Raw genomic sequence first — 13294 nt, forward strand, 5'->3', positions numbered from 1 at the left:
ATTACTGAATGGAGTTACAGAAATACTTTTCTAAATTCCTCCTCAAACAAAGAAAAAGAACACTTACTGAAAGAGATTATTTTCTAAGTACGGAGCTAAATAAAATTTTAGGCACTGACATTCAGAATATTAACTTCTACAGAGAAGCTTTTTCTACAAAAAGTTCTTCTAAAAACCAGGATAGCAATTACGAAAGACTGGAATTTTTAGGAGATTCTGTTTTGGGTACAATTATTTCTTGCCATTTGTTTCATACTTATCCTAAAGCTAATGAGGGATATATGACACAAATGAAATCTAAGATTGTAAATAGGAAGAATCTCAATAAACTGGGTGAAGACTTAAAGCTTACAAGCCTTTTACAAAAAAACAACCATTCTGCTGCTTTAGGCGAAAATATTTCGGGCAATTTGTTTGAAGCACTTATCGGTGCAATTTATCTGGACTTGCAATACGAAACGTGCAAAAAAATCGTTTTAGAAAAGTTGCTTACCCCAACAGAAATTAATAAGCTTGAAAATAAAATTGTAAGTTATAAAGGTCTTTTACTAGAATGGAGCCAGAAGAAAAAACTGAATATAAAATATGAAACCTGCGAAGAAATTCAGGTGAACAAATCTATTGTTTTTCGCTGTCATGTATGGCTTGGAAATGAAAAAATTTCTAATGCAACAGAAACTTCAAAGAAAAAGGCAGAAGAAAAAGCAGCACAAAGGGCATTTTATATTTTAAATAAAAAAGAAAATATACTTGGAAATTCAAAAACTTTATGATTTTGACGAAACGGATTTTGAAGATATTACCATAGGCTTGGTAAGATTGGTAAAACATATTCCGGATCATGAGTTTTTTTTTAAGATAAATCATTTTAACGATTTAAAATTTTCAAGAATAGAAGATCTTATTTACCATGGTAAATATTATGATTTTTCATTTCCCAGATATGAAGCATATCATAAATACACCAAAACTTGCTTCACTTTTATTGCAAACAAATCATCAGAAAGTAAGCAAAAAAAACTGCAGACTGAACTCTTCTCAGAAGAAGAAAACATTAAATTTTTATTAAATAATCATCCAGATGTAGAATATATTCTGCATAGTTCGGAACAATTTCCTGATTTTTCCGTAATTTTGCTGGCTGAAAATCTTGTGTTTCCTATCCAAGATTACATAATAGGTTCTGAAGAAGAACTTTATCAAATAATACAGTATTATGAATAAGTATTTAAAGAAGACTAAAATTATTGCAACACTGGGCCCTGCTTCATCTTCGAAAGAAGTGATGTTGGGATTAATGAGAGCGGGTGTTGACATTTTCAGAATAAATTTTTCGCATGCAGACTACGACTTAGTTCGCTCAAATATTGAAATAATAAGAGAGTTAAATAAAGAATACGGTTATTCTGTAGGAATTTTGGGAGATTTACAGGGACCTAAATTGAGAGTTGGAGTTGTAAAAGAAGGTTCTTACCTGAATCCTGGTGATGTTCTTACATTTACCAACGAAAAAATAGAAGGCGATTCTACAAAAGTTTATATGACTTATCAGCAGTTTCCTCAAGACGTAAATGTAGGAGAAAGAATCTTGATTGATGATGGTAAACTTGTTTTGGAAGTTTTAGAAACCAATAAAATTGATACTGTTAAAGCTAAAACAATTCAGGGAGGACCATTAAGCTCTAAAAAAGGGGTTAACCTTCCGAATACCAACGTTTCTCTTCCTGCATTAACAGAAAAAGACATTCAGGACGCCAACTTTATGCTTGATATGGAAGTGGATTGGATTGCTCTTTCTTTCGTTCGTCATGCACAGGATATTATAGATTTAAAAGAATTAATTTCTAAACATCCGAATGGTACGATTAAAACTCCAATCATCGCTAAGATTGAAAAACCGGAAGGTGTAAAAAATATCGAAGAAATCTTGTTAGAATGTGATGGATTAATGGTTGCAAGAGGTGATTTAGGAGTGGAAGTTCCTATGGAAGAAGTTCCTGCCATTCAGAAAAACCTGGTTGAAAGAGCAAGATTTTACTCAAAACCGGTAATCATTGCAACCCAAATGATGGAAACAATGATTAACAGTTTAACGCCTACTAGAGCAGAAGTAAATGACGTTGCCAATTCTGTATTAGACGGTGCAGATGCAGTAATGCTTTCAGGAGAAACTTCTGTAGGTAGATACCCAATTCAGGTGGTGGAAAACATGGCGAAAATTGTGAAAAATATAGAAATGACTAATTTCTATCAACACAAAAACGAACCTATTGAAAAAGATTTCAATTGTATTGATGAACGTTTCATTACCAACAGGGTTTGTCTTGCTGCCGTAAGAATTGCAAAAAGTACCAACGTTGCAGCTATTGTAACATTAACAAGTTCTGGTTATACAGCCTTTCAATTATCAGCTCACAGACCTAATTCCCACATTATTGTTTTCAGTGGAAATAAGAGAGTTATTACAATGCTGAATTTACTTTGGGGAGTTCGTGCTTATTATTATGACATGAATAAACCTACTGACGAAACTATTATTCAGGTAAATATGTTGACGCATAACCATGGTTATATAGAAACCGGAGATTTCGTTATCAACATCAATGCAACTCCGTCTTATGAAGGTGGAAAAACAAATACATTGAGATTAACTACAATTTAATTATTGTCTTTACTATAAAAAAACCTCCCGAAAATTAATTTTTCGGGAGGTTTTTATTTACTTTCCTAAAACCGTTTTAATTGTTACAAATTCTTTTAAAGCGTGCAGAGAAAGTTCTGTTCCATAACCTGAAGACTTGGTTCCTCCAAACGGAAAACGAGGATCTGAACTTGTCATTCTATTAATATTAACCGTTCCGGATTCTAAGTTTTCGATAAAAAAATGCTGACGGTCTTTATCAGACGTCCAAACTGAATTAGACAGACCAAAAGGGATATCATTGGCTATTTTTAAAGCCTCTTTATCATCTTCTGCAATCATTACCATTCCTAAAGGACCAAATAATTCATCAAGCAAGATAGGATTGCCTTCTGCAACTCGGATTAATCCGGGATTAAACTCGTTCTCAGAAATTCTTTCCAAAGGAATAATCACTTCTGCACCATTATCCAAAGCTTTCTGATATTGTTTTTCCAAATCATCTGCTAAATCAGGTCTTGCCATTCCGCTCAATTTGGACTCTTTCAAATGAGGATCAGCCGGAATATATTTTTTATATTCTAAAATAAATTTTGGCAGAAAATCGAACTCAATATTTTTTTGAACAATAAATCTTTTTGCAGCAACACAGGTTTGCCCACAATTCTGAAGTCTTGCCAAAGCACCTACTTTTGCAGCTTCGCCTAAATCGGCATCATCCAAAACGATAAATGCATCACTTCCACCCAATTCAAGCAGAGATTTTTTGATATTCTTTCCGGCAGTTGCGGCTACTTCTGCACCTGCTTTTCCACTTCCGGTGAGACTTACCCCTTTTATGATACTATGTTCTAAAACTTCCTCAACTTCTTTATGTCCGATTTCTAAATTTTGAAACAAACCTTCAGGGAAACCAGCTTCAATAAAGACTTTTTCTATCGCATTACCACTTCCGAAGCAAATGGATGCATGTTTCAGAACTACTGTATTCCCTGCTAAAATTGCAGGTGTAGCAAATCTTAAAACCTGCCAGAAAGGGAAATTCCATGGCATTACGCCTAAAATTACGCCTTTAGGCACAAAATGAATTTCGGAAATACTGTATTCAGATTGAATTTTTTCGGGTTTTAAAACATTTTCTGCTTCCGCATAATAATTCATCATTAAAGCACTTTTCTCTACCTCAGAAATAGATTGAGAAATGGGTTTGTGCATCTCGTCGGTAATAATTTTACCAAAATTTTCAGCTTTAGATTTAAAAATTTCAGCCGCTTTGGCAATGAGTTTTTGCTTTTCTTCAAAAGGAACTTTTTTCCATTCCTGAAAAGTTTGTTCCGCTTTTAAAAGCTTTTTTTCTATTAATTTTTCCATGTTAATTTTAAAAATCATACAGAATCAGAAAAAAATTCTGATATCTATGGGATCATTCAGCAACAAATATTATTCCTCGCCACTCTAAATTTTAATGATAATCTCTATGAACAATATTGGTTAGATTATAAACCATTCATTAGCTAAACTGGCAGCCAGTCTTGCTGTACGTTCCTGAATATCAAACTCTGGGTTTACTTCTGCAATATCTAGTGCAGAAAGTTTTTCGTTTTTGAGAATATGTTTGTACAAATGCATGAATGCTGAGTCAGCAAAAATACCATTATAAGCCGATGCTGAAACTCCCGGAGCAATAGAGGCATTGAAAACATCCATGCAAATTGTGAGATAAAGAACATCCACAGAATCAATGAGTTCATTCACTCTTTCATACACCGAAGGAAGATTTTCAAAGAACAGTTCATCTGCCAGAATATATTTCATCCCAAATTGGTGTGCAGTATCAAAGAGTTTCAACGTATTAGAATTTCTCTGAATTCCGATATGCAGAGAGTGAATTTCACCTTCCTGAGCAATTTGCCAAAATCCCGTTCCCGAACTTGCTCCTACTCCATTTTCTGGTTGTCTGTTATCAAAATGAGAATCGAAATTAATAATTCCTATTTTTTGTTCAGGAAAAGCGGTTTTTACTCCACGGTAATGCCCGAAAGTAACTTCATGACCACCTCCTAAAACCAAAGATTTACCTCCTTTCAACAGAACTTTGGAAACTTTTTTCGCCAGTTCGTTTTGAGTATTTTCAAGATTTCCGTCTTCACAATAAATATTTCCGAAATCCAGAAAAGAAAAATCGGGACGAACTACAGGAAAATTAGACATATTTCTCCGTATAATATTCGGAGCACCTTTTGCACCTTGTCTTCCCTTATTTCTGAGAACGCCCTCATCAACTGCAAACCCATGTAAAACGAAATCGTTCGGTGAAATGGTATCGTAATTTTTTTCTTCTTTTACTCTCTGAAAAATTCTGTGGTAAAGTAATTCTTCACCATCCAGCCTTCCTTGCCAGATATTGTTCATATTAATTGATGCTTTTTTTGATTTTATTCTTTGTAGCTGCAAACACTAACTAAAAATTTAACTATAAATATACTATTGCAATAATTCCAAATAACCAAACTTTAAGGTTATTAAAACATCCTTAAAAGGAAATAATATATCTTCCTTCCCTTTTTGTCATCACTTCAAAAAACCAAATTATTGACAAAAAAAATATTGAAGAATAATTAGTACAATAATTGAGTTAAAGTAATTTGTTATTTTTTTCAATTAGTTTTAAGTCCATCGACATACACATTTTCCGCTTTCAAACTTCCTTGATTATAAAGAACATTCTGGAAATTACTTGTTTTAAAAGTTACAAAATCAGCTTTAAAACCTTCTGTCAATCTTCCTCTGTCTTCCAAACCTAGAGCAAACGCAGCACGAAAAGTAATTCCCGCCAAAACTTCAGCCGTTGTCAATTTTTCAAATGTTGCTAAGATTGATGCTTGCGTAATTAAATTTCCCATTGGTGCAGAACCGGGATTCCAGTCGCTTGCAATTGCCAATATTGCTCCGGCATCCAAAAGTTTTCTTGCAGGAGTAAACTTTTCGCCTAGACCTAAACTTGCACCCGGTAAAGCAGTTGCAACCGTGTCAGATTTTGCCAAAAACGCAATATCTTCATCAATAGTAGCTTCCAAATGATCTGCAGATTTAGCACCCACTTCTACTGCAATTCTGGAACTTCCGGAAGTAAACTGATCCGCATGTACGGTAATATTAAAACCTAAATCCTTAGTTTTAAGCAAAAATTCTTTGCTTTCCTCAGGTTGAAATGCCGATTTTTCAATAAAAATGTCAACTCGTTTGGCTAATTTCTCTTCTTTTACTTTCGGAAGAATTTTACTCAAAATATAATTCAGATATTCTCCATTTGTTCCTTCAAAATCTCTCGGTTTCAAATGTGCAGACAGACATGTAGGAACCAAAGTAGCTTTTGTCTGCTCCTGAGCTTTCTTTATAATTCTAAGCATTTTCAGCTCATTTTCTACATCTAAACCATACCCGCTTTTTATTTCAATGGTGGTAATTCCCAAAGAAATTAAAAAATTAATTCTTTCAACTAAAGTTTTCAGTAATTCTTCTTCGGAAGCATTTCTTGTATGCAGAACCGAACTCCAGATACCACCGCCGTTTTCGGCAATTTCCAGATAAGTTTTTCCGGCATTACGCATGGCAAAATCATTGGCTCTGTTACCTCCGAAACAGATATGCGTATGAGAATCTACAAAAGCAGGAAGCACAATCTGCTCCCCTTCTACTGTTTCTATTTCTATATTTTGATTCTCAGATTTCAGAGCTTCAAAATTTCCGATATGCAGAATTTTGCCGTTTTGAATTAAAATTCCGCCATCGGGTATAATTTCCAGCTGCTCGTCAGAAAGTTTTCCTCTTAAAGGAAGATGGGAAAGGGTTACAACCTGTTTGAATGGACCTATAAGTTTCATTGATTTATTTTAAAGCTAAAATTTGAGTAAAAATGATGCTATAACTTTTTAAAAATTTTACTTGGAATACATTTCAAACCGTTATAAACTGATCATTTTTGTTTTTAAAATTTTCCTCTCAAAAATACTTAAAATATATCAATCTTATAAATCACAAATTCTGCTTACAAATCTAAAGTTTAATTTGCTTTAGAATTAATATTATTCTCAATTTAAATCTTAGCCTAAATTTCTTATCTTTACGGTAAATGAAACTGAATTAATGCCTGATTTTTTACATCCAGATAAAGACAATTATTCTGACGAGGAGCTTCTGCAGGAAGAAAAAATCCGCCCGCAAAGCTTCAAGGATTTTGCAGGACAGAGAAAAACACTGGAAAATCTCGAAGTCTTTGTTACCGCCGCCAAAAGACGCGGTGGAGCACTTGATCATGTGCTTCTGCACGGTCCGCCAGGATTAGGAAAAACCACTTTAGCCAATATTATCGCCAATGAATTAGGAGTAAGTTACAAAATTACCTCCGGTCCTGTTTTAGATAAACCTGGAAGTTTAGCCGGCTTACTGACGAATCTTGAGGAAAACGACGTGCTTTTCATTGATGAAATCCACAGGCTTTCCCCTGTTGTAGAAGAATATCTGTATTCTGCAATGGAAGATTATAAGATTGATATTATGCTGGAAACCGGTCCGAACGCAAGAAGTGTACAGATTGGCTTGAATCCTTTTACTTTGGTTGGAGCAACTACCAGAAGCGGAATGCTTACAAAACCTATGTTGGCAAGATTTGGAATTCAAAGCAGACTGGAATATTATACCATTGAATTATTATCAATGATAATCATCCGCAGTGCGAGAGTTTTAGGTGTAAAAATATATGAAGATGCGGCAATAGAAATCGCCAGAAGAAGCCGTGGAACGCCCAGAATTGCCAATGCACTTTTGAGAAGAGTTCGTGACTTTGCGGAAATCAAAGGAAATGGAGAAATTGAAATAGAGATTACCAAATATGCTTTAAACTCTTTGAATGTGGATGAATTTGGTCTGGACGAAATGGATAACAAAATTATGCGGGTAATGATCGAAAATTTCAAAGGAAAACCTGTGGGAATTTCTGCTTTAGCAACATCTATTGCAGAAAATCCTGAAACGCTGGAGGAGGTTTATGAACCTTTTCTTATTCAGGAAGGGTTTATCATCCGAACACCGAGAGGGCGTGAGGTGACGGAAAAAGCTTATAAGCATTTGAATATTGCTAAGCCAAAAAATCCGGGAGAATTATTTTGATAAATTTCTATAAAACACAAAACATTTAGACTAAAATATATAAAATATGAAACTATACCCGATCCAATGCGGAAAATTTAAGCTTGACGGCGGAGCTATGTTCGGAGTCGTCCCGAAGAGTCTGTGGGAAAAAACCAACCCTGCAGACGAAAGAAATTTAATTGAACTCGGAACAAGATCTTTGCTTGTGGAAGATGGCAAAAAACTCATTTTAATCGACTGTGGTCTTGGAAATAAGCAGGACGAAAAATTCTTTGGTCATTATTCTCTTTGGGGAGATGATACTTTAGATAATAATTTAAAAAAGTATGGTTTTGTGAGAGATGATATTACCGATGTCTTCTTAACGCACCTCCATTTTGATCATTGCGGTGGAGCTATTGAATGGAATGACGATAAATCCGGATACAGACCAGCCTTTAAAAATGCTCATTTCTGGACGAATGAAAACCATTGGCAATGGGCAACTGAACCCAATGCAAGAGAAAAAGCAAGTTTTCTGAAAGAAAATATCATCCCAATTCAGGAAAGCGGACAGCTGAATTTTTTACCGCTACCAACCAACGGAAATTATGGTTTTGCTCCGGATTTGAAAATGGATGTAATATTTGTGGATGGTCATACAGAAAAACAGATGCTTCCGGTAATTCAATATCAGGAAAAAACGATAGTTTTTGCAGCAGATTTAATTCCGACAACCGGGCATATTCCTCAGGTTTATGTAATGGGTTATGATACAAGACCTCTTTTAACCATTGAAGAAAAGGCAAAATTCCTGAAACAATGCGTTGATAATGATTATCTTCTGTTTTTTGAACACGATGCACATAACGAACTGGCAAGTCTGAAAATGACTGAAAAAGGAGTTCGTCTGGATCAGACTTTCACATTTAACGATGTTTTTGGATATTGATTTTGATTATGGAAGAAATACATTCAGAAAATCAGAAAAGTGAGCCAGATCCCTTATCTGCTTCCAAAATAATTGGTTTAACAGGAGGAATTGGTTCAGGAAAAACTACAGTTGCAAAGTTTATTGAAAATTGTGGTTTTCCGGTATATTATTCAGATGACCGTGCAAAAGAAATCGTGAATGATAATGATGATTTAAAATCAAAAATAAAAGAACTTTTAGGCGAAGAATCTTACCTACAAAACGGATTATACAATCGTAAATTTGTTGCTGAAAAGGTATTTAATGACAAAGAACTTCTTCAGCAATTAAATGAGATTATTCATCCCGCTGTGCGTATTGATTTTGAAAAATGGGTAAATAAGCAAACCCAATATTTAATCTTTAAAGAAACCGCTTTATTATTTGAATTAAAACTGAACAAGCAGTGTTATCAATCTATTTTAGTTACTGCCGAAGATAACATCAGAATAAAAAGAGTGATGGATCGTGACGGTAAAACTTATCGAGAAGTACAGTCTGTCATGGAACAACAAATGCCTGAAAGGGAAAAAATTAAAATAGCAGATTTTCTAATTTATAATAATACCGGTCTGGATGATTTAAAAGATCAAACCGAAAAAATTATTTTTGAGATTGAGTAATTTTTTACAAATAGCCATTGATTATTTTCAGTGGCTTTTTAATTTTTCTTGATATGATAACAAAAAAATAAGCTCTCATTTCTGAGAGCTTATTCTATTTTAAGATGATTTATTATTCTTTAATAAATTTCTTCTGAGCTGTACCCTTAACATCATCAATGTCGATTACATACATTCCGTTAATTAATCTGCTTACATCTATCTTATTGTTTAAGATAATTCCACTTGAAATTAACTGACCAGCTGCACTATAAATTTTATAATTTGCTTTTTTGCTGATGTTTTTAACATTCAATACCGTTTTAACAGGGTTTGGATAGATAAGAATATCTGTCTGATTGATAGCATTATCAACCGGCAACTTAGAAATTCTAACTACATAATCTTCTACCTCTCCGCTGGCAAAACTTGTACAGTTTACCGGGATAGCTCCTTTTGCCATGGCAACTCTCATTATGACATACTTATAATCTGTCATACTAACAAATGCATCTGCAGGAACCGTAAATGTAGCCGATGCTGTAGCATTAGAGTTAGGACCGTCAGCTAAAATTCTCTCATTTAAATCGAATTCTCCATTTCTATTGAAATCAATCCATACTGCTAATCCAGAGTCAGAAGCTAAAGTTTTATTGATAACAATCTGATTACCTGTTGAACCTTGAATTAATTCAATAAAGGTTTTAGGATCTGAATTAAAGAAAGTATACGTTGAAGCATTAGAAGCATTAGTCATTACAGGCTTACCTGTTGGTGTTACTTTTACCTGCGAAATATATTCGGTAGTTGAACTTCCTGCTGAAACTGGACAATAGGTAACAGTAGGTGTTGTAAAATAGTAAGGAGGTGTATAATTACCTGGCGTACCACTACAAACGTTAGCAACCTGCATTTCATATTTGGTTAATTCCAACAAACCAGTAATTGTATAGGTATTTGTATTTACCGTTACTGTAGTCCAGCTTGGAATTCCAACTTTTCTATATCTCAAAATATAAGATCCTGTAGATCCCTGACCTGTAAATGCATCCCACACAACCTCTGCTGTTGTAGGGTTCAACTGAGTAATAGTAAGTCCTGGAGGTGGTACTTCACATAATCTTATCGTAGTGAACACCTGAGGATTTGACCATTGATTTGGATTTGTTTCCCCAACGCAGACATTAGCAACCTGAACTTCATATGTTACATATGAGCTTAATCCGTTAAGAGTAATTGAATTTGCAGGAGGAAGTGGTGCAGTAGGAGTAATCCAAGTTGGAGAACCTACTGGTCTGTATCTGATTACATATGTTGCACTAGGAACTAATGGATTCCAAGTAACCACTGCTGAATTTGCTGTAACATTGCTTACAACAACAGTTGGAGGATTAGGATCACATCTTGTCGTGAATGATCTAACAGGTGTGAAAGTACCATTTGTAGAGCCACAACGTGCCGCAATCTGAACCTCATATTGTGTAGCAGGAGTAAGACCTGTTAATTGATATGGCGGCACACCACTTACTGAAGATATTGAAATTGATGTCCATGCAGACGCAGGATTGGTAACAGGTCTGTATTGGATCACATAATTTAAGTTATTTGCAGCAGGTGTCCATGTTATATTGGCAGTAGTATGCGTAATGGTATTGAAAGTAGGAGTACCCGGTTGAGCATTACTACATGGTCTCAATTTTACCGCATAATCCTCTACTTCACCATCTACCGGACCTGTACACATAACTGGAGCACTTCCTTTTCTTAAAGCTACTCTCATCGTTGTAGTATATGGTCCTGTATAAACATTTGTAAAAGGCACATTAAATGTTGCTGTTACTGGCGTAGTAGTATTAGATGGAGAAATTAAAATTCTTTCACTATTATCAAATACTCCATTTCTGTCATAATCGATCCAAGCAGTAACTGCATCAGCATTGGTAGAGGTAGCCCAAGCTTTTCCTACTGAAATCTGATTTCCTACCGATCCAATTTCCAAGTTAATAACCGGAGTGGTATAACTTGCATAATTCGTTTGAAGTGTTGTATTACTTACAACAGGTAAGTTAATAGGTGTAACGGTTACATTAGAAATGTAGTCGTTAGACCCTGTACCTATCATTGTACAATAGGTTAAAGGAGGAGTTGTAAAGTTTGTAGTAGAACCAAAAGATCCTGAAGTACCATTACAAATCGTCTGAACCTGAACCTGATAAGTAGTTTGTTCTGTTAAACCAGTTATTGTATAAAAACTCTGACCGGTTGGTGTACCTGTAGGCAAAGCTTGACCTGTTGCCGATGGTAACCATGGTCCGTTAGGATTAAGTCTCCATCTTATTACATAATTTGCTCCAGATGTAGGGGTCCATGACACAATAGCAGTACTTTCATTAGGAGTAGTTACATTGAGAGGTGTTGGAGAAGCAGTTGTACACGGCTGTAAATCTACAAGCTTAACATTATAATCTTCAACTTCACCATAAGAGAACGCTCCACAAGGAGTAGGAACATCACTCTCTCTTAAAATAACTCTCATTCTTACAGGAAGGTTACCCATATAAGCCCCTTGTGCGGCTGTTCCAGGTACCGTAAATGTACCGTTCACTAATAGAGTCTGATTTGATGGTGAATCTAATACTCTTTCTCCACCAGGTGTTCCTATAGGATTATCATTAAAAATACCATCTCTGTTAAAATCAATCCAAGCTCTTGCAGAAGCACTCCAAAGAGAATTTGGGTATGTTTTTGTTACTGAAATAGAATTGTTTGAAGTACCTCTATATAATGTAATAAGTCTTGTAGGGTCTGTAGTATAATCCGTGTAAAAAGGTGGCGGTGTAGTAGAATTACTCACCATAGGAGTTCCTCCTGTAGGATTTACAGTTACATTCGAAATATATTCATAAACCGTTGAAATATATGTTGGAGCAGAAGTACAATATGATATTGCAGGAGTAGTAAAGGGTACAGCTGTAGAAAATGCTCCCTGACTACCTCCACAAATTGTAGCCATTTCTACTTCGTAAGCTGTACTCTCGTTAAGCCCTGGAATAGTATAACTATAGGTTAAAGGTGTTGTAATATTTACAGTAGTCCAAGTTCCTCCAGGAGTTGTTCTATATCTCAAAACATAGGTAGCTCCAATAGCAGGATTCCAACTTACAACAGCCGATGTTGATGTTAAACCTCCCACAGCTATACCAGTTGGAGGAGCAGTTGTACAGGGTTGTAAATTGAACGCCGTGAATTGTAATCTTGGAATTCCAGTTTCTCTTCTCATAGCTGTAGGCGGAGAAGCCGGATTAGGATTTGTACTGTCACTATAATATAAAATTCCTCTATTGGAACCTGCATTATATGATCCCCAATTTTGTGTACAAGAATAGTTAGGAGAATTTTCGTCCACAGCAATTACCAAATTACTTGTACCATCCCAAACAAAAGGAGTTGTTAGTGGAATAGTTACCCATGCACCATTAGTCATTGTAGGAAGTGTGCCTGAGTATACTTGCTGCATATTTGCAACCGGTACCCAACTTGTGGTGGTAGCAAAATCATTCTGCGCAGTATTCCCCATGTAAACAACCCATTGGTTATAATTCGCTTGTGTAGAAGCAGTTGTAGACACAAAGAACTTAATGGCAGTAATATATGTATTTGCTCCCACTGCAGTTGTCATTTCTGCTGCTGTATATATTTGCTGAGAATAATTATATCCATAGCAAGAATATAAGGGGAGATAATTACTTGTTTGTGTACCTCCTCCAATTTGAAAGGTTTGTGCTCTTATATTTCCTAGAAAGGCAAACATAAAAGCCAACGTGAATAAAAGTTTCTTCATATTATTAAAATATTTAATCCTTTAGGATATTTGAAATGAAACAAGGTTTACAGATTTGATTATAATGATTATTAGCCTACTATATTAGAAAGGTTAACAATCTTTAC

Annotated in this window: 10 protein-coding genes; 6 read left to right on the forward strand and 4 right to left on the reverse strand. The window is 35.1% G+C overall.

The window, feature by feature from the left end:
* The first annotated feature begins 8 nt into the window (after positions 1-8).
* The 3 genes from rnc to pyk are packed head-to-tail and all read left to right on the forward strand — an operon-like array spanning position 9 to position 2662.
* Positions 9-773 (forward strand): ribonuclease III, encoded by a 765-nt coding sequence (gene rnc, locus MTP08_RS11605; RefSeq protein WP_209390216.1) that lies wholly within the window; start codon positions 9-11, stop codon positions 771-773.
* Positions 751-1224, forward strand: a complete 474-nt coding sequence (locus tag MTP08_RS11610) for an IPExxxVDY family protein (RefSeq protein WP_243576086.1) — start codon at positions 751-753, stop codon at positions 1222-1224. Before rnc ends, MTP08_RS11610 begins: the two co-directional genes overlap by 23 nt.
* Positions 1217-2662 carry a pyruvate kinase gene (gene pyk, locus MTP08_RS11615; RefSeq protein ID WP_209390214.1) on the forward strand — a complete coding sequence of 482 codons (1446 nt, stop codon included), beginning with the start codon at positions 1217-1219 and terminating at the stop codon, positions 2660-2662. Before MTP08_RS11610 ends, pyk begins: the two co-directional genes overlap by 8 nt.
* A gap of 57 nt (positions 2663-2719) precedes the next feature.
* On the opposite strand, the gene MTP08_RS11620 is transcribed toward pyk, so the two are convergent.
* The 3 genes from MTP08_RS11620 to hutI form a co-directional block, all read right to left on the reverse strand.
* Complete coding sequence (locus MTP08_RS11620; RefSeq protein ID WP_243576087.1) at positions 2720-4012, reverse strand: aldehyde dehydrogenase family protein; 1293 nt, start codon at positions 4010-4012, stop codon at positions 2720-2722.
* A 120-nt stretch (positions 4013-4132) separates the two neighbouring features.
* The gene (gene hutG, locus MTP08_RS11625) at positions 4133-5053 is read right to left on the reverse strand and encodes a formimidoylglutamase (protein ID WP_243576088.1); all 921 of its coding nucleotides are present in this window, start codon (positions 5051-5053) and stop codon (positions 4133-4135) included.
* 245 nt (positions 5054-5298) lie between these two features.
* Positions 5299-6525, reverse strand: coding sequence for an imidazolonepropionase (hutI, locus tag MTP08_RS11630; protein WP_243576089.1), 1227 nt, complete (start codon positions 6523-6525; stop codon positions 5299-5301).
* A 262-nt stretch (positions 6526-6787) separates the two neighbouring features.
* On the opposite strand from hutI, the gene ruvB reads away from it, so the two are divergent.
* From ruvB to coaE, 3 genes are read left to right on the forward strand one after another with little or no spacing between them, the layout of a single operon-like run.
* A complete protein-coding gene (gene ruvB, locus MTP08_RS11635) occupies positions 6788-7810 on the forward strand; it encodes a Holliday junction branch migration DNA helicase RuvB (protein WP_243576090.1) in 1023 nt (340 codons plus the stop codon).
* A gap of 46 nt (positions 7811-7856) precedes the next feature.
* Complete coding sequence (locus MTP08_RS11640) at positions 7857-8723, forward strand: MBL fold metallo-hydrolase (RefSeq protein ID WP_209390183.1); 867 nt, start codon at positions 7857-7859, stop codon at positions 8721-8723.
* An 8-nt stretch (positions 8724-8731) separates the two neighbouring features.
* Positions 8732-9367, forward strand: coding sequence for a dephospho-CoA kinase (gene coaE, locus MTP08_RS11645; protein WP_243576091.1), 636 nt, complete (start codon positions 8732-8734; stop codon positions 9365-9367).
* A gap of 112 nt (positions 9368-9479) precedes the next feature.
* On the opposite strand, the gene MTP08_RS11650 is transcribed toward coaE, so the two are convergent.
* Positions 9480-13187 carry a GEVED domain-containing protein gene (locus tag MTP08_RS11650; protein ID WP_243576092.1) on the reverse strand — a complete coding sequence of 1236 codons (3708 nt, stop codon included), beginning with the start codon at positions 13185-13187 and terminating at the stop codon, positions 9480-9482.
* Positions 13188-13294: the final 107 nt, after the last annotated feature.

The sequence above is a fragment of the Chryseobacterium oryzae genome (genome assembly GCF_022811665.1).
Lineage (GTDB): Bacteria > Bacteroidota > Bacteroidia > Flavobacteriales > Weeksellaceae > Chryseobacterium > Chryseobacterium oryzae.

Coding starts and splice junctions, on each gene's coding strand:
- hutG (WP_243576088.1), bottom strand. CDS start 5,053: ATGAACAATATCTGGCAAGGAAGGCTGGATGGTGAAGAATTACTTTAC.
- MTP08_RS11620 (WP_243576087.1), bottom strand. CDS start 4,012: ATGGAAAAATTAATAGAAAAAAAGCTTTTAAAAGCGGAACAAACTTTT.
- MTP08_RS11650 (WP_243576092.1), bottom strand. CDS start 13,187: ATGAAGAAACTTTTATTCACGTTGGCTTTTATGTTTGCCTTTCTAGGA.
- rnc (WP_209390216.1), top strand. CDS start 9: ATGGAGTTACAGAAATACTTTTCTAAATTCCTCCTCAAACAAAGAAAA.
- ruvB (WP_243576090.1), top strand. CDS start 6,788: ATGCCTGATTTTTTACATCCAGATAAAGACAATTATTCTGACGAGGAG.
- pyk (WP_209390214.1), top strand. CDS start 1,217: ATGAATAAGTATTTAAAGAAGACTAAAATTATTGCAACACTGGGCCCT.
- MTP08_RS11640 (WP_209390183.1), top strand. CDS start 7,857: ATGAAACTATACCCGATCCAATGCGGAAAATTTAAGCTTGACGGCGGA.
- coaE (WP_243576091.1), top strand. CDS start 8,732: ATGGAAGAAATACATTCAGAAAATCAGAAAAGTGAGCCAGATCCCTTA.
- hutI (WP_243576089.1), bottom strand. CDS start 6,525: ATGAAACTTATAGGTCCATTCAAACAGGTTGTAACCCTTTCCCATCTT.